The 13,965-nt window shown below is 75.3% G+C and carries 17 protein-coding genes and 1 pseudogene; 9 read left to right on the top strand and 9 right to left on the bottom strand.

Annotated elements, in window-relative coordinates; genetic code table 11:
* Window positions 1–98: 98 nt before the first annotated feature.
* Window positions 99–1,241 (bottom strand): SDR family NAD(P)-dependent oxidoreductase, encoded by a 1,143-nt coding sequence (locus tag AC0GKK_RS23795; protein WP_489882565.1) that lies wholly within the window; start codon window positions 1,239–1,241, stop codon window positions 99–101.
* A 122-nt stretch (window positions 1,242–1,363) separates the two neighbouring features.
* On the opposite strand from AC0GKK_RS23795, the gene AC0GKK_RS23790 reads away from it, so the two are divergent.
* Window positions 1,364–1,768 carry a MerR family transcriptional regulator gene (locus AC0GKK_RS23790; protein WP_226366344.1) on the top strand — a complete coding sequence of 135 codons (405 nt, stop codon included), beginning with the start codon at window positions 1,364–1,366 and terminating at the stop codon, window positions 1,766–1,768.
* Here the strand turns inward: AC0GKK_RS23790 and AC0GKK_RS23785 are convergent.
* Complete coding sequence (locus AC0GKK_RS23785) at window positions 1,765–2,037, bottom strand: hypothetical protein (RefSeq protein ID WP_226357961.1); 273 nt, start codon at window positions 2,035–2,037, stop codon at window positions 1,765–1,767. The genes AC0GKK_RS23790 and AC0GKK_RS23785 overlap by 4 nt on opposite strands.
* Before the next feature lie 206 nt (window positions 2,038–2,243).
* Between AC0GKK_RS23785 and AC0GKK_RS23780 the strand changes: the two genes are divergently transcribed.
* The gene (locus tag AC0GKK_RS23780; protein WP_178374004.1) at window positions 2,244–2,426 is read left to right on the top strand and encodes a YegP family protein; all 183 of its coding nucleotides are present in this window, start codon (window positions 2,244–2,246) and stop codon (window positions 2,424–2,426) included.
* 295 nt (window positions 2,427–2,721) lie between these two features.
* Window positions 2,722–3,537 (top strand): sigma-70 family RNA polymerase sigma factor, encoded by an 816-nt coding sequence (locus AC0GKK_RS23775; protein ID WP_489882564.1) that lies wholly within the window; start codon window positions 2,722–2,724, stop codon window positions 3,535–3,537.
* A 40-nt stretch (window positions 3,538–3,577) separates the two neighbouring features.
* On the opposite strand, the gene AC0GKK_RS23770 is transcribed toward AC0GKK_RS23775, so the two are convergent.
* The gene (locus AC0GKK_RS23770) at window positions 3,578–4,375 is read right to left on the bottom strand and encodes an SDR family oxidoreductase (protein ID WP_073574461.1); all 798 of its coding nucleotides are present in this window, start codon (window positions 4,373–4,375) and stop codon (window positions 3,578–3,580) included.
* A 279-nt stretch (window positions 4,376–4,654) separates the two neighbouring features.
* Between AC0GKK_RS23770 and AC0GKK_RS23765 the strand changes: the two genes are divergently transcribed.
* The gene (locus AC0GKK_RS23765; RefSeq protein WP_208824327.1) at window positions 4,655–5,014 is read left to right on the top strand and encodes a TraR/DksA family transcriptional regulator; all 360 of its coding nucleotides are present in this window, start codon (window positions 4,655–4,657) and stop codon (window positions 5,012–5,014) included.
* Window positions 5,015–5,078: 64 nt separating this feature from the next.
* On the opposite strand, the gene AC0GKK_RS23760 is transcribed toward AC0GKK_RS23765, so the two are convergent.
* Window positions 5,079–5,657, bottom strand: coding sequence for a type 1 glutamine amidotransferase domain-containing protein (locus AC0GKK_RS23760; RefSeq protein WP_346106007.1), 579 nt, complete (start codon window positions 5,655–5,657; stop codon window positions 5,079–5,081).
* 158 nt (window positions 5,658–5,815) lie between these two features.
* On the opposite strand from AC0GKK_RS23760, the gene AC0GKK_RS23755 reads away from it, so the two are divergent.
* Together AC0GKK_RS23755 and AC0GKK_RS23750 are read left to right on the top strand one after the other, a co-directional pair.
* On the top strand, window positions 5,816–6,298 hold the full coding sequence (locus tag AC0GKK_RS23755) for a winged helix-turn-helix transcriptional regulator (protein ID WP_405416192.1): 483 nt from the start codon (window positions 5,816–5,818) through the stop codon (window positions 6,296–6,298).
* Window positions 6,295–6,822: a PaaI family thioesterase gene (locus AC0GKK_RS23750; RefSeq protein WP_489882563.1), complete on the top strand. Its 528-nt coding sequence runs from the start codon at window positions 6,295–6,297 to the stop codon at window positions 6,820–6,822. Before AC0GKK_RS23755 ends, AC0GKK_RS23750 begins: the two co-directional genes overlap by 4 nt.
* Before the next feature lie 6 nt (window positions 6,823–6,828).
* Here AC0GKK_RS23750 and AC0GKK_RS23745 read toward each other — a convergent pair whose 3' ends face one another.
* The 5 genes from AC0GKK_RS23745 to AC0GKK_RS23725 form a co-directional block, all read right to left on the bottom strand.
* Window positions 6,829–7,389: a hypothetical protein gene (locus tag AC0GKK_RS23745; RefSeq protein ID WP_489882562.1), complete on the bottom strand. Its 561-nt coding sequence runs from the start codon at window positions 7,387–7,389 to the stop codon at window positions 6,829–6,831.
* A 184-nt stretch (window positions 7,390–7,573) separates the two neighbouring features.
* Window positions 7,574–7,972, bottom strand: coding sequence for a nitrile hydratase accessory protein (locus tag AC0GKK_RS23740; RefSeq protein WP_489882561.1), 399 nt, complete (start codon window positions 7,970–7,972; stop codon window positions 7,574–7,576).
* A complete protein-coding gene (nthA, locus tag AC0GKK_RS23735; protein WP_337825846.1) occupies window positions 7,969–8,556 on the bottom strand; it encodes a nitrile hydratase subunit alpha in 588 nt (195 codons plus the stop codon). Before nthA ends, AC0GKK_RS23740 begins: the two co-directional genes overlap by 4 nt.
* Entirely contained in the window at window positions 8,553–9,275 is a 723-nt protein-coding gene (locus AC0GKK_RS23730; RefSeq protein ID WP_489882560.1) for an SH3-like domain-containing protein, read from the bottom strand. Before AC0GKK_RS23730 ends, nthA begins: the two co-directional genes overlap by 4 nt.
* A complete protein-coding gene (locus tag AC0GKK_RS23725; RefSeq protein ID WP_489882559.1) occupies window positions 9,276–10,610 on the bottom strand; it encodes an MSMEG_0569 family flavin-dependent oxidoreductase in 1,335 nt (444 codons plus the stop codon).
* A gap of 293 nt (window positions 10,611–10,903) precedes the next feature.
* On the opposite strand from AC0GKK_RS23725, the gene AC0GKK_RS23720 reads away from it, so the two are divergent.
* From AC0GKK_RS23720 to AC0GKK_RS23710, 3 genes and pseudogenes are all read left to right on the top strand, one after another.
* A complete protein-coding gene (locus tag AC0GKK_RS23720; RefSeq protein WP_178374012.1) occupies window positions 10,904–11,422 on the top strand; it encodes an MSMEG_0572/Sll0783 family nitrogen starvation response protein in 519 nt (172 codons plus the stop codon).
* Between the two features lie 161 nt (window positions 11,423–11,583).
* Window positions 11,584–12,732: an MSMEG_0568 family radical SAM protein gene (locus AC0GKK_RS23715; protein ID WP_489882558.1), complete on the top strand. Its 1,149-nt coding sequence runs from the start codon at window positions 11,584–11,586 to the stop codon at window positions 12,730–12,732.
* Window positions 12,702–13,964: pseudogene (locus AC0GKK_RS23710) on the top strand (MSMEG_0567/sll0787 family protein); the annotation flags it as partial. The gene AC0GKK_RS23715 and the pseudogene AC0GKK_RS23710, both read left to right, overlap by 31 nt.
* Between the last annotated feature and the right edge of the window lies 1 nt (window position 13,965).

Below are 13,965 nucleotides of genomic sequence, written 5' to 3'. Positions count from 1 at the left end.
TCACATCTGTCCGTTTCCGCCGATGACCTCCCGGGCGGGCGGCGCCGTCGTCGTGGGCCCGCAGGGTGGCCGCGGGACCGGCGAGCGTGGCGCGGTCCTCAACCCGCGGCGAGCCGGACGGTCGCGGCGTCGCGGGCCGGCTGCACCGGACGCGGGGCGGCGGGCAACCTGCGGACGGCGGCGCGGGCCGTCGCGGAGGCGGCCGCCCGCGCGGCGGCCGGGCGGACCGGGGCGGCCCCGGTCCCGGTCCCGGTCCCGGCCGGACGGGTCACGACGGGCAGCGGGCCGGTACCCGACACGCGCGGCGCCGGGAAGGTCGCGGCGGCGACGTGCGCGGGCCGCGCCGGCTCCTCGGGCAGGACCGGCGGCACCGGCGTCGCCGGGCCCACCTCGTGCACCGTGACAGCCGGCTGCCGGGCCGGGGCGGGCGCGTCACGGAACGGCGTCGGGACCGGCGACGGCCGGGTGTGCCCGCTCCCCCGCTCCAGGCGCTCGCAGCGCTCCCGGCCCCGGCCCGTCACCCGTGCGGCCAGCCGCAGCGCGGTGCGCGGTGCCTCCAGGTAGCCGACCAGCGCCCGGTACACCCAGCCCGGCGCGGACAGCGTGCGGCCGCGGGCGAGGTCGTCGAGCGAGCGGCGCACGACATCGCGGGGGTCGAGCCACAGCGGGCCCTGCGGGTCGTCGTCGGTCCGGATCCGGCCCGCGGCGACCGCGGTGACGGTGACGCCGGTGCCGTGCAGCGACGCCGCGACGGTGTCGCTGAACGCCAGCACCCAGGACTTCGACGCGCCGTAGGCGTTGCCGCCCGAGGCCAGGTACCCGGCGAAGCTCGCGATGTTGAGCACGCCGCCGCGGCCGCGGGCGGTCATCGCCGGGACCGCGGCGCGGGTGAGGCGCATCAGGGCCGTCACGTTGAGGTCGATCTCGCCGGTCAGCGCCTCGACCGGCGCCTCGGCGAAGACCGCGTCGGTCTCGACGCCCGCGTTGTTGACCAGCAGCTCGATCGGCAGGTCCCGGTCGGTGATCCGGCGCTCGACGGCGGCCAGCCCGGCCGGGTCGGTGAGGTCGGCGGGCAGGATCTCGACGATGGCGCCGGTGGCGCGGCCGATCCGCTCGGCGACGTCGGCGAGGCGGGCGGCGTCGCGCGCCACGAGGACGACGGACCATCCGCGCTCGGCGAGCTCGTGGGCGTAGACGGCGCCGAGCCCGCGGCTCGCTCCGGTGACCAGTGCAGTCGGCATGTCGACGACGCTAGGGACGGTTCGCTGTGGCGCCCCTGAGAAGGCCCGCCCCGCTGAGAGCCCGCTGAGACCGGCCCCGCCCCGGCGGTACGGTCGGGGCCGCACGGTCGAGGGGAGGTGGTGTGGTGCAGCAGATCGGTGAGGTGGCCACGCGTGTCGGGCTGTCGCTGCGCACCATCCGGCACTGGGACGAGCTGGGGCTGGTCACGCCGTCGGCCCGCAGCACCGGCGGCTTCCGTCTCTACACCGAGGACGACGTCGAGCGCCTGCGGTTCGTCAAGACGCTCAAGCCGCTCGACCTCGGCCTGGACCAGATCCGCGCGCTGATGGCGGTGATCGACGGTGCCCGCGCCGACCTCGACGCGGGCCGCCCGGTCGGCGACGACGCCCGGGACCGGCTGGCGCTCTACCGCACCGCCGCCGAGTCGCGGATCGAGGCGCTGCACGCCCGGATCCACGGGCTGGAGCTGCTCTCCCGCGAGCTGCGGGCGCTGTCCGAGCCGCGGACCGGCGACGCGGACGACTAGCGCGGCGACGGCAGTCCGCGCACCGCGCCGAGGTCCTCGGGCACGTCGACGTGGCGCCACAGGTCGTCCAGCCCGGTCAGCGGGCGGTCCGGCAGGGCGGCGTCGAGCACCTCGTGCAGGCGGGCCCTGGCGTCCTCGGCGCGGGCCGCGGCCAGCAGCGCCGCACGGGGCACCGGACCGTGGCCGAACAGCTCACCCACGAAGTCCAGCACCTCGACCCGGGTGACCGGTACCCGATCGGGGTCGGCGGGACGGTCGTCCTGACCCACGGCACCCTCCCCTTCCCGCCGGGACGGCCCGGCACGTACACCGGCCGGACTGCCGGAGGACCGGACTCTACCCTCACGCGCCGGGAGGGTTGCCCGGCCCGCCCCGACGAGGGGCACACTCCGTTGCCCGTCGCAACGCCATCTGGGCTGACGTGCGCGGCCATCCACACCAACCAGCGGTGGTCGATCAAGCCGAGGAGGCCCCTGTGGCAGGCAAGTTCGAGGTGTACGAGGACCGGGGCGGGAAGTTCCGGTTCCGGCTGAAGGCGAGCAACGGGCAGGTCGTCGCCGTCGGCGAGGCCTACGAGAGCAAGTCGGCCGCCCACAAGGGCTGCGAGGCGGTCCAGCGCGCCGCCGAGGGCGCCACCGTCGTCGAGACCGACGCCTGAGCGGACCTGCCGGGGCCGGTGTCGCGGCCCCACCGGCAGCCGCCGGACGCGTCCGCTCCGAGACGGGTCGGAACGCCTCCGGCGGGTGGTCGCACACGGTCGCACACCGGACCTGAACCGCACCGCGGTCCCCCCGCCCGGGGTTGTGGACCGCCCGGACCGGGGTTACGGTCGGGCTCCCGGCACCGGGCACGCAGGACACCGCCGACGCGGTTCCGCCCGTCCACCGGTCCACACGAGATCCGTTCAACCGTGCAGCGGACCCCGCACCTGCCATCGGCGATTGCGAGGGACCATGCAGAGTCCCACTCTACCCACCCGGCCCGCGACGACCTCCCGCGACGGCCGACGGGGCTACGACGACCTGATCCCCGATCTCGACCAGCTGGCCGGGACCCCGCCGGGCACGCCGGGCCGCGATGCATTGCGCGAGTACGTGATCCGCGAGTTCCGTCCACTCGTGCGCAACCTGTCCCGGCGCTTCGCCGCCCCCGGCCGGGGTGTCGAGGACATCGAGCAGGCCGGGATGCTCGGCCTGGTCAAGGCGGTCGACCGCTACGATCCGTCGTCGGCGACCGGCGGCCCGCTCGGCTACCTGGTCCCGAGCATCCGCGGCGAGATGAAGCGCCACCTGCGGGACTACTCCTGGGCGGTGCGGGTCCCGCGTGACCTGAAGGAGCTCGCCGTCACCGTCGGCCGGGTCGCCGACGAGATGGGGCAGCGGCTCGGTCGCCCGCCCCGCCCGTCGGAGATCGCGGCCGAGGTCGGCGTGCCGGTCGGCGAGGTCGTCGATGCGCTCGGCGCGCTGGAGTCGCACCACGCCAAGTCCCTGGACGCGCCGGTCGGCGACGACGGTTCCGGTGAGGGCCTGTCGCTCGCCGAGCGGATGGGCTCCGACGACCCGGCCCTGGACCTCGCGGCGCACGGCCCCGGGATGCGTGCGGCGCTCAACGAGCTGCCCGAACGGGAGCGTCGAATGCTGGTCCTGCGCTTCTACGGCGACCGGACCCAGTCCCAGATCGCCACCGAGCTGGGCATCTCGCAGATGCACGTCTCGCGGCTGCTGTCACGGACCCTGGCGCGGCTGCGCGAGCGGCTGGCCGACGACTGAGGAGCCCCGCCGTGCCGCCGGCGCGGCGGGGCCCGGACGCTCAGCCCGGCAGGGTCTCCCCGCCGACCGGTGCGAGCACCTCGCCGGTGTAGTACGACGACAGCCGCGGCGCCGCGAAGAACACGAAGGACGGCGCGATCTCGTCCGCGGACGCGGGACGCCCCATCGGGGTCTGCTCGCCGAACCCGTCGACCTTGTCGGGCGGCATCGTCGCCGGGATCAACGGCGTCCACACCGGACCCGGGGCGACGCAGTTGACCCGGATGCCGCGGGGGGTCAGCGACTGCGCGAGCGAGTAGGTCAGCGACTGGACCGCGCCCTTGGTGGCCGAGTAGTCGATGAGGCTCTTGTTCCCGCGCAGGCCGTTGATCGATCCGGTGTTCACGATCGCGCCGCCGTCGGGCAGGTGCTCCAGGGCCGCCTTCGTGACCCGGAAGTAGCTGTGGATGTTGACCTCGAAGGTCCGCAGCCAGGCGTCGTCCTCGATGTCGGTGAGCGCGTCGACCGGTTCCTGGGTGGCGATGTTGTTCACGACGGTGTCGAGCGCGCCCAGCTCCTCGACGGTGCGCCGCACGATGTCGGCGCAGTGCGCGGCGTCCCCGAGGTCACCGGGAAGGGTCAGGCAGCGCCTCCCTTCGGCGCGGACGAGCCCGGCGGTGTGCTCGGCGTCGTCGTGCTCCTCCAGGTAGGCCAGGGCGACGTCGGCGCCCTCCTTGGCGAACGCGACGCACACCGCGCGCCCGATGCCGGAGTCACCACCGGTGACCAGGGCGACGGTGCCGGCGAGCAGGTCGCGGCCCTGGTAACCGCGCATCTCGTCGCGGGGACCGGGGTCCATCGCGCCGGTGTCGCCGGGCGGGCTCTGCTGCTGGGCGGGCGGGCTGTCGGACACGGGGCTCCCTCTCGATCGGTCCGTGACCGGCGACGGGACGAGCCCGCCGACGGGCCGGGACGGTGCGCCGGCGGGTGCGGCCGAAGGGGACCACGGCCGCACCCGTCGGCCACGCCGCGCCTACCCGCGTCGCCCGGGGCGAAACGGCGTGCGTGTGCGCGCCCGCCGGTGGGGTAGTCCGGTCCCCGTGCGGCCGTCCGGTCGCGCGGCACGAGAGGAGACCCGATGGACGCGCAGCGGGCACGCACCCTGCTGACCGAGGAGCTGGACCAGCTGGAGGACAGCTCGGCGGTGACCGAGCGGCCGGCGCCGGGTGACGACCGCGTCGGCGAGGGTCTCGACTTCGGCGACGAGGGCTCGCGGGCCTACGAGACCATGGCCCACGACCTCGACGAGAACACCCGCCGGGCCCGCACCGCGCGGGTCCGGGCGGCGCTGACCCGTCTGGACAAGGGCGAGTACGGACGCTGCGACGTGTGCGGCGAGCAGATCGACGACGAGCGGCTGGAGGCGCGCCCCGACACCGACCGGTGCCGCGACCACCCGGAGGACGCCGCACAGATGGCCGGCCCCGTCGAGGGCTGACCCGGACGCGGACGGGCCCGGCACCCGCTCGGGGTGCCGGGCCCGTCGGCGTCGTGCGGGCGGGTCAGGCGGTCGCACCCTCCGGGTGCACCGGGTGCTTCCCCTCGGCGAACTCCTCGATCAGCTTCGCGCAGAACGCGTCGAGGTCGTCGGGGTTGCGGCTGGTGACCAGGCCCCTGTCGTTGACGACCTGCTCGTCGACGACGGTCGCGCCCGCGTTGCGCAGGTCGGTCCGGATGCTCGGGAACGACGTGAGGGTGCGGCCCTTCACCACGTCGGCCTCGACCAGCGTCCACGGGCCGTGGCAGATCGCGCCGACCGGCTTGCCCGCCGTGAAGAAGGCCTTCACGAACGCCACCGCGGTGGCGTCGGCGCGCAGGTTGTCCGGGTTCACGGTGCCGCCGGGCAGTACCAGCGCGTCGTAGTCGTCGGCGGACACGTCCGCGACGGCCCGGTCGACGTCGAGCTTCTCGTCCGGGTTGATGTCGGCCGACATCGACTGGATCGGGTCCGTGGACAGCGAGACCACCTCGACCCGGGCGCCGGCCTTCCGCAGCTCCTCGCGGGGCTGGACCAGCTCGACCTTCTCCACGCCGTCCGCGGCCAGGATCGCGACGGTCCGGCCCTGTAGTTCGTTCGCCACCGTGGGTTCCTCCTCGGTCTCGTGCTCGTGTGTTGTCCCCTCCCGACTTCCCGCTGTGCGCACGATCAATCGCGCACGACGGGACCGGGCACTGTCACCGTGCGCCGCGCCGGGCTACCCTGTCATCTGAGTAGCGCAGCGATACCCAGGAGGCGGGGATGGACGCACGGACGGCGGCGGCGTCCCAGGTGTGCTCGGTGGCCCGCACCGCGGCGCTGCTGGCCGACCCGTGGACGGTGCTGATCGTGCGCGACCTCGGCCGCGGGGTCGCCCGCTTCGACGAGCTGGCCCACGGCCTGGGCGTCGCACGCACCGTCCTGAGTCGGCGGCTGTCCGAGCTGGTCGGCGACGGCGTCGTCGAACGGGTGGACTACCGCGAGCCCGGCGCCCGGACCCGCGCCGAGTACCGCCTGACCCGCCGCGGGCGCGACCTGGGCGTGGTCCTGGCCGCGCTCATGGACTTCGGCGACCGGCACCTCGCCGGCGACGCCGGCCCGCCCGTGGTCCGCGTGCACACCGGCTGTGGTGCCCCGGTGCGCCTGATGAGCGTGTGCGCCGCCGGACACCGCCTGGGCCGCGCCGACGACGTCCACCTCGAACCGGGCCCCGGAGCCCCCGTCCCCGAGCAGGAGCCACGATGACCTCCGCAGCAGAACCCACGACCGGCCCGGCCACCGCCACGCGCCGCCGCGAGCACGAGTGGACCGACCCGATGGTGCTCGCCGCCGCCGCGTCCGGTCTGGACGGACTGGAGTACCTGCGCCGGATCGTCGACGGCCGCCTCCCCGGGGCGCCCATCGCGAGCCTCGTCGGGTTCCGGGCCGTCTTCGCCGAGCACGGGCGCGTCGCGTTCGCCTTCGAGCCCGGCGAGCACCAGTACAACCCGATCGGCTCGGTGCACGGCGGGGTGTACGCCACGCTGCTCGACTCCGCCTGCGGGTGCGCGGTGCACTCCACGCTCCCCGCCGGGACCGGCTACACCAGCCTGGACCTGTCGGTGCGCTTCCTGCGCCGGATCACCGTCGACACCGGCACCGTGACGTGCACCGGCCACGTCGTGCAGGCCGGGCGCCGCACCGCGCTGGCCCGGGCCGAGCTGACCGACGCCGGGGGCCGGCTGCTGGGCGAGGCCACGTCGAGCTGCCTGATCCTGCCCGGCGGCTGAGCCGTCTCAGCGCGGCGCGACCGGGCCCTGGGTCGGCGCGCTGCCGGAGCGGTCGGCGCGCTGCGCGGCCTCCACACAGGTCGCGGAGCGGACCGCGCCGGCCGCGTCCGGGCCGGTGGCGTAGAGCGACGGCCCGGGGAGCCCGGGGGTGAGGGCGAGCGCGTCGTCGGTGACGACGGCGAAGCCCTGCCGCCCCCACACCCAGACGGCGCGGTCCCCGGCGCCGCGCAGCGTGCCGGTGATCGGCGCCGAGACGAACGTGAGGTCCCCGTCGGTCGCGGTGAACCGGTCGGCGCCGGGCACCGCACCGACCGGGAGCGCACCGGACAGCGCGTCGACGAGGGTCCCGCGGGCGGGGGTGCACGAACGCAGCGCGGCGGCCGGGTCGTCGACGGCGAGCCGGGCGAACTCGGTGGCCGGGTCGATCTCGCGGGACGCGCGCGCCTCCCCCGGCGCGACGAGCGCGCCGAACCCGACGACGACGGCGGCCAGCACTCCGGCACCCACCAGCAGGACCCCGGCACACCAGGCGACGGCCCGCAGGACCACCGACCCGGATCCGCTCATGACCCCAATCTATCCGCGCATCGGGGCATCGGCCCCGCGAAGACATGATCGGTTATCGAGCGGTGACACCGGCCGGGTCGCGCACGGCCCCGTTCGGGTCGGCCCGGTTCCGTTCCGCATTCGCGTGGGGTAGTGCGCGGAATGCGTCCACCGCACCATTCCGTCACCACGGGTGGACGTTCTCCTACCGGCCGTGACCGTGGCCGTGCCCATGGCCGTGACCGGCGTGGTCGTGCCCGGCGTGGTCGTGCCCGGCGTGGTCGTGCCCGGCGTGGTCGTGCCCGGCCGGGCGGGCGGCGAGGCCCGCGGCCCGGGTGGACACGTCGGCCCCGCCCAGCCGACCCGCGGCGACGAGCGCGTCCTCGCAGGCGGCGAGCCAGCAGCCGTAGTAGGGGGCGGCGGGGTCGGCGGCGATCCGCGCGACCAGCCGGTCGCGGAAGCCGTCCCAGGTGAACACCCCCGCCTCGGCGAGCGCGACGGCCAGCCCGAACGCGCGTCCCTCCCAGGGCGCGGTGAACACCAGCTCGCCGTTGGCGCGCGGCGGGGCGGCGGGGCCCGCGACGTCGAGCAGCAAAGCGCTCACGACGGCTCCACCGCCTCGGCGACCCCGACCATCGCGTCCCGCCCGACCAGCCCGGCGAGCTGCTCGGCGGTGAGTCCGTCGGTGCCCGCGGGCCGCCGCGGCAGCACCAGGTAGCGGACCTCGGCCGAGGAGTCCCACACCTCGATCCGCCGCTCCGGGGGCACGTCGAGCCCCATCTCGGCGAGCACGGTCCGCGGCTCCCGCACGACCCGGGCGCGGTAGGCGGGGTCCTTGTACCAGCTCGGGGGCAGCCCGAGGACCGGCCACGGGTAGCAGGAGCACAGCGTGCAGACCACGACGTGGTGCACCTGCTCGGTCTGCTCGAGCACCACCATGTGCTCGCCCTGCGGTCCGGTGAACCCGAGCGAGGCGATGGCCGCGGTGCCGTCGCGCAGCAGCCACTCCCGGAACTGCGGGTCGGTCCAGGCACGGGCGACGACCGTCGCGCCGTTCAGCGGGCCGACGTCGCGTTCGTAGGTGCGCACGAACCCGTCGACGACGGCCGGGTCCACCAGCCCCCGTTCGACCAGCAGCTCCTCCAGCGCCGCGGTGCGCAGCGCCGGACCGGGATCGTCGTCGGTCATCGTGGCTCCAGGTAGGACTCGAACAGATCGGCGTGCACGGTGACGTGCGGATCCGCGCCGGGGCCCCACACGTCCGGCGCGGCGAACGCGACGGTGTACACGTGCTCGGGGTGCTCACCGGCGAACACCGCGTGGGTGTCGGGCAGCACGTGTGCGGGCCGCACCGCGGTCACGGCGCCGGGCGTCCCGCGCAGGTAGCGCGGGAGCTTGCACGGCCCGCGGCCGACCGGGCCCGCCGACGGTGCGGGCGGAGCGACGTCCGGGGGCTCGCGGCGGGCGCGGACCGGGTCGCCGGGGGCGAAGCGCGGCGCGGCGTCGACGGTCCGCAGCGACCCGGGCGCGGTGGGCGCGTAGTCGGGCTTCGCGACCGGTGGGTCGGCCGGCTCGGGCACGTCCTCGCCGCGACCACGCCGGGCCCGTGCCTCCACCGCACCGCGCGCCAGGACGCCCGAGTCGACGAGCATCAGCTCGGCGGCGTGCAGCCAGCGGCCGTAGTAGCCGTCGTCGAGGTAGCGAGCGCGGTCCAACCGGGACAGTGCGTGCCGGAACGCGTCCAGGTTGCGCCCGGAGATGCGCCCCATGGTCAGCGCGGTGAGCGCGAAGGCCCGGCCCTGCCACGGCTGGCCGAAGGGCGCTTCCGGCTCGACGTCGGCCGGCGCCGTGACCCGCCCCCAGCCGGAGGTGCCGCCCAGGTCGGACGGGTCGACGGGATCGTCCACTCAGGACCCCAGAGCGAGGACGTTGCAGACGTCGCCGCGGCCGCCGGTCGAGGTCAGGCCGCGCTGCGAGCGGATCCGTTCGGCGAGGAACGCCGCGTCGGCGCCCACCCCGGAGAACCGCCCGGACCCCCAGGTCCACTGCCAGGGCAGGCCCAGGAAGAACAGACCGGGGACGGCCGTCGCGCCGCGGCTGTGCACCGGCGAGCCGCGGCCGCTGAACACGCTCAGGTCGATCCAGGAGAAGTTCTGCCGGAACCCGATGCACCACACCACGGAGGTGATCCCGGAGCCGTCGAGCGCCAGCTCGGTGACCTCGCGCTCCGGGCGCCACACCGGGGTGTAGCGCTCCTCGACCGGCGCGTCGACACCCTGCTCGGCGATCCAGCCGTCGATGGTGTCCTTGATGGACTCGCTGACCTCGTCGGCGTGGTCCAGTGAGGACTCCAGGTCGGGGGCGAAGGTGAGCCGGCCGCCCGCGTGATCGGTCAGCGCACCGTAGAGATGCATGCCCTCGGCGGCGAATCGACGCAGGTCGATGTCGCGACCGCCGTCGCGCCCGGTGACGTAGTGGTTGGCCTGGGCGCGCACGGCCTCGCGGCGCGGGTGCCGAGTCACCGGCATCCGGTAGTAGCCCATCTCGTCGAGCCAGTCGGTGACGTCACGGCCCCGGTAGAAGCGGGCCACCCGCGGCGCGTGGCCGACGACGAGGTGCACCCTGCGCCCCTCCAGGTGCAGGTCCTCGGCGATCTGGGCGCCGGACTGCCCGGACCCGACCACCAGCACCTCCCCCGGCGGCAGCTGGCCGGGGTTGCGGTAGTCCTGGGACCCGATCTGCGTGATGCCGGCCGGCAGCGGCTCGGACAGCGGCGGGGTGAGCGGCGTGTGGTACCCGCCGGTGGCGACGACGACCTGGTCGGCGGTGCACGTCCCGGCGGAGGTCTCCAGGACGAAGGTCCCCCGCTCGTCGCGGTGCAGCCGGGTCACCGCGACGCCCTCGAGCAGCGGCGGGTCGACGAACGCCCGGTAGGCCTCCAGGTAGTCGACGATCTCGCTGCGGACCATGAACCCGTGCGGGTCCGGCCCGGCGTAGGGGAAGTCCGGCAGGTCGCACTGCCAGTTCGGCGTGACCAGGCTGAAGGTGTCCCAGCGGTGCCGCTTCCAGGACGACGCGACGACGTCGCGCTCGAGCACCAGGTGGTCGATGCCGCGCACGTCCAGGCAGCGGCTCATCGACAGCCCCGCCTGTCCGCCGCCGACGACGACCACCGTCCGGTGCTCGCCGTCGAGCTCGGTCGGCGGAGTGCGCCGGTCCTCGCGCCGGATCACCGCGGTCATGGGGCCTCCTCGTGGGGGATCAGGGGAACGGCCCCGCGGTCGACCTGTCGTATTACCGAATCGTGTCGTTCGGACGACGGGAGCATTGCCCCGTGTTACGCAACACGACGGTCACAAAAAGCGGATCCGGAATTGTCGTCGTAGTCCGCTCTCAACGTTCCGGCAACAGATCACTGGTGTCGTAGTGCTCGCCGGAAACGGTGGGACTCGATTCCATCGCATTCTCCCTGCCCCGGCGCTCCCACGCACCCGTATTCCCGGCGTGGATCCGTCACACCACGAGGAGTATCCCCATGACCAGCGCCGAGCTGTCCGACGTCGAGAAGAAGAGCCTCGAGGAGATCCCGCACCCCTCGCTGCCCGAGGGTTCGAGCATCTACGGCGGCACGAAGGTCTTCCCGGACCTGCAGGCCGAGGACGGCGAGACCTACTTCACCCTGGTGCACGGCATCGCGCACGAGTCCTCGGTCAGCTTCGTGGCCGTGCTGCAGGCGACCCGCGCGCTGCGCAAGGGGTTCGAGTCGGCCATGTACTTCTACGGTCCGGGCTCGCTGAACTGCCTGGCCACCCGCGGTTTCCCGACGACCGGCACGTCCGCGTTCCCCGGCGAGCACAACATCAACGACCAGCTCAAGACGTTCATGAGCGAGGGCGGCAAGGTGTTCTGCTGCCGCTTCGGGCTGTCGCTGCACGGTGCCCGTGAGGAGGACCTGATCGAGGGCGTCATCCCGACGCACCCGCTCGACGTCCAGGACGCGCTCATCCACTACGCCCGCAAGGGCGCGATCATCAACTCGACGTACCAGCTCTGAGGACACGGCGGGACGCCACCGCGTCCCGCATCCGCACCGAGATGCAGCTCAGGGCGCCGCGTCGTCCGTCGCGGCAGCCGTGGGCTGCATCTCGGCGCGGGCGGGTGCGCCGGTCGCACCCCGCCGTACCCGGCCCGTCACATCCCCGGAGGTCCGTCCGCATGTCCGCACCGTCCCGTACCGAGCCCGGTCTGCGGGCCCGCGCCGAGCTGGCCGTCCGCGGCGTGGGGCTCGACCCCGACACCGGGCCCGAGCGCCCCTCCGGCGTGACCGACCTCGGGTCGGTCATCCCGCTGCGCCGCCCCGGCGGGGCCGGGCCGTCCGCCGACGGCCACGTGCTCGTCGACGGGCTGGCCACCACCGTCCCGATCGTCGCCGACTCCCCGTACCGACTCCGGGACGGGCGGCTGCTGCGCCGCGAACCCGGCGGGGGCGTGACCGACATGGGCCTCGCCGTCGACACCGTCGCCCGACCCGCCTTCTACGATCTGACCACCGCCGACGGCGTCTCCTACGAGAAGATCGCCCGGCTGCACGGTGACGACGTGCTCGCCTCCACCGTGGTCCAGACCTGCGTGCGCTACGGCGAGGCCGACCGCTGCCGGTTCTGCGCCATCGAGCAGTCCCTGGAGTCCGGCGCGACCACGGCGGTCAAGACCCCCGACCAGCTCGCCGAGGTCGCCGAGGCCGCGGTCCGCCTGGACGGGGTGCGCCAGATGGTGCTGACCACCGGCACCTCCAACGGACGTGACCGCGGCGCCCGGCACCTGCTGCGCTGCGTGCGCGCGATCCGCGACCGCGTCCCCGGGCTCCCGATCCAGGTCCAGTGCGAGCCGCCCGCCCCCGACGACCTCGGCGTGCTCGCCGAGCTGGCCGCCGCGGGCGCCGACGCGATCGGCATCCACGTCGAGTCCCTCGACGACGACGTCCGCCGGCGCTGGATGCCCGGCAAGGCCACCGTCGGGCTGTCCCAGTACCGGGCGGCCTGGGACGAGGCCGTGCGGGTGTTCGGCCCGAACGCGGTGTCGACCTACCTCATCGTCGGGCTCGGGGAGGACCCCGACGAGCTCGTCGCCGGCGCCGCGGAGCTCGTCGCGGCCGGGGTGTACCCCTTCGTCGTCCCCTACCGGCCGCTGCCCGGCACCCTCGCCTTCGCCGACGGGGTTCCCGCTCCCGACCCGGACCTGCTCGCCGACGTCACCGGCCGGGTCGCCGCGGTGCTCCGCGCCGCCGGGATGCGCGGCGCCGACCAGGCGGCGGGCTGCGCGGCCTGCGGGGCGTGCAGTGCGCTGTCGGCGGCGGGGGGCTGAGCCGTGAGCACCACCGACCCCGCCCCCGCTTCGTGAGCGGGGCACCCCGTCACCTCACCCCCGCCCCCCGCTGGATCGCCGACGAGCTGCTCGGCGGCCGCCCGGTCGCCGGCACCGACACCCCGCCGGTGACGATCCGGGAGGCCCGCGCCGACGACGCGGGCGACTCGGGGGTCGCCGGGTACCGTGCGCTGCGCCGCGCGGTGTTCTGCGTCGAACAGGGGCTGTTCCCCGACCGGCCCACCGCCGACCTCGACGACCACGACGCCGACCCGCGCGTCGTCGTCCTGCTCGCCCACGACGCCGACGGGACCCTGCTCGGCGGGGTGCGCCTCGGCCCGGCCCGGGCGGCCCACCCCGACATCGGGTGGTGGACCGGCAGCAGGCTGGTCGTCGCCCCCACCGCGCGGCGCCGCACCGGGGTCCGCGTCGGGGCGGCACTGGTCCGCGCCGCCTGCGCGCGTGCCGAGGCCGCCGGCGTCCTGCGTTTCGACGCCGACGTCCAGGCCGCGGGCGCGGTCCTGTTCGACCGGCTCGGCTGGACCCGGGTCCGCGACTGCGAGGTCGCCGGGGCCCCGCACGTGACGATGCGGTGGCCGGTGACCCGCGTCCAGGACCTCGTCGTCGCCACCAAGGCACCGCTGGGTGGGCTGGTCGGCGGCCTCGGCCCGGCCGGGTTCGTCGGCGACGACGGCGCCCCCGTCCCGGGCACCGACGTCGTGGCCTGCTGCGACGCGATCGTGCCGGCGGTGGTCGAGCGCGACCCGGAGTGGGCGGGCTGGGCCGGGGTGCTGGTCAACGTCAACGACCTTGCGGCGATGGGTGCCGCCCCGGTCGGGCTGCTCGACGCCGTCGGCGCCCGGGACGCCTCCTTCGCCCACCGTGTGCTGAGCGGGTTACGCGCGGCAGCCGACGCCTACGGCGTCCCGCTGCTCGGCGGGCACACCCAGCTCGACGTGCCCGCGGCGCTGTCGCTGACCGCGCTCGGACGCACCGACAGCCCCGTCCCCGCCGGCGGCGGGCGGCCCGGGCACCGGGTGCGGCTCACCACCGATCTCGGCGGCGGCTGGCGTCCCGGCTACACCGGACGCCAGTGGGACTCGACGACCTCGCGCACCCGCGCCGAGCTGGCCGCGACCGTCGGCGCCATCGGTCCGGACGCGCCGCACCGCCCCGCCGCGGCGAAGGACGTGTCGATGGCGGGGCTCGCCGGGACCCTCGGCATGCTCGCCG

The organism is Pseudonocardia sp. P-1 (assembly GCF_058111925.1).
The sequence above is the reverse complement of the archived record's forward strand: the minus strand, read 5'-3'. Positions and strand labels throughout refer to the sequence as shown.

Excerpts from the sequence above, each read along its gene's own strand:
- AC0GKK_RS23795 (WP_489882565.1), bottom strand. The coding sequence starts at position 1,241 with ATGCCGACTGCACTGGTCACCGGAGCGAGCCGCGGGCTCGGCGCCGTC.
- AC0GKK_RS23775 (WP_489882564.1), top strand. The coding sequence starts at position 2,722 with ATGCAGAGTCCCACTCTACCCACCCGGCCCGCGACGACCTCCCGCGAC.
- AC0GKK_RS23770 (WP_073574461.1), bottom strand. The coding sequence starts at position 4,375 with ATGGACCCCGGTCCCCGCGACGAGATGCGCGGTTACCAGGGCCGCGAC.
- AC0GKK_RS23765 (WP_208824327.1), top strand. The coding sequence starts at position 4,655 with ATGGACGCGCAGCGGGCACGCACCCTGCTGACCGAGGAGCTGGACCAG.
- AC0GKK_RS23755 (WP_405416192.1), top strand. The coding sequence starts at position 5,816 with ATGGACGCACGGACGGCGGCGGCGTCCCAGGTGTGCTCGGTGGCCCGC.
- AC0GKK_RS23750 (WP_489882563.1), top strand. The coding sequence starts at position 6,295 with ATGACCTCCGCAGCAGAACCCACGACCGGCCCGGCCACCGCCACGCGC.
- AC0GKK_RS23745 (WP_489882562.1), bottom strand. The coding sequence starts at position 7,389 with ATGAGCGGATCCGGGTCGGTGGTCCTGCGGGCCGTCGCCTGGTGTGCC.
- nthA (WP_337825846.1), bottom strand. The coding sequence starts at position 8,556 with ATGACCGACGACGATCCCGGTCCGGCGCTGCGCACCGCGGCGCTGGAG.
- AC0GKK_RS23725 (WP_489882559.1), bottom strand. The coding sequence starts at position 10,610 with ATGACCGCGGTGATCCGGCGCGAGGACCGGCGCACTCCGCCGACCGAG.
- AC0GKK_RS23720 (WP_178374012.1), top strand. The coding sequence starts at position 10,904 with ATGACCAGCGCCGAGCTGTCCGACGTCGAGAAGAAGAGCCTCGAGGAG.
- AC0GKK_RS23715 (WP_489882558.1), top strand. The coding sequence starts at position 11,584 with ATGTCCGCACCGTCCCGTACCGAGCCCGGTCTGCGGGCCCGCGCCGAG.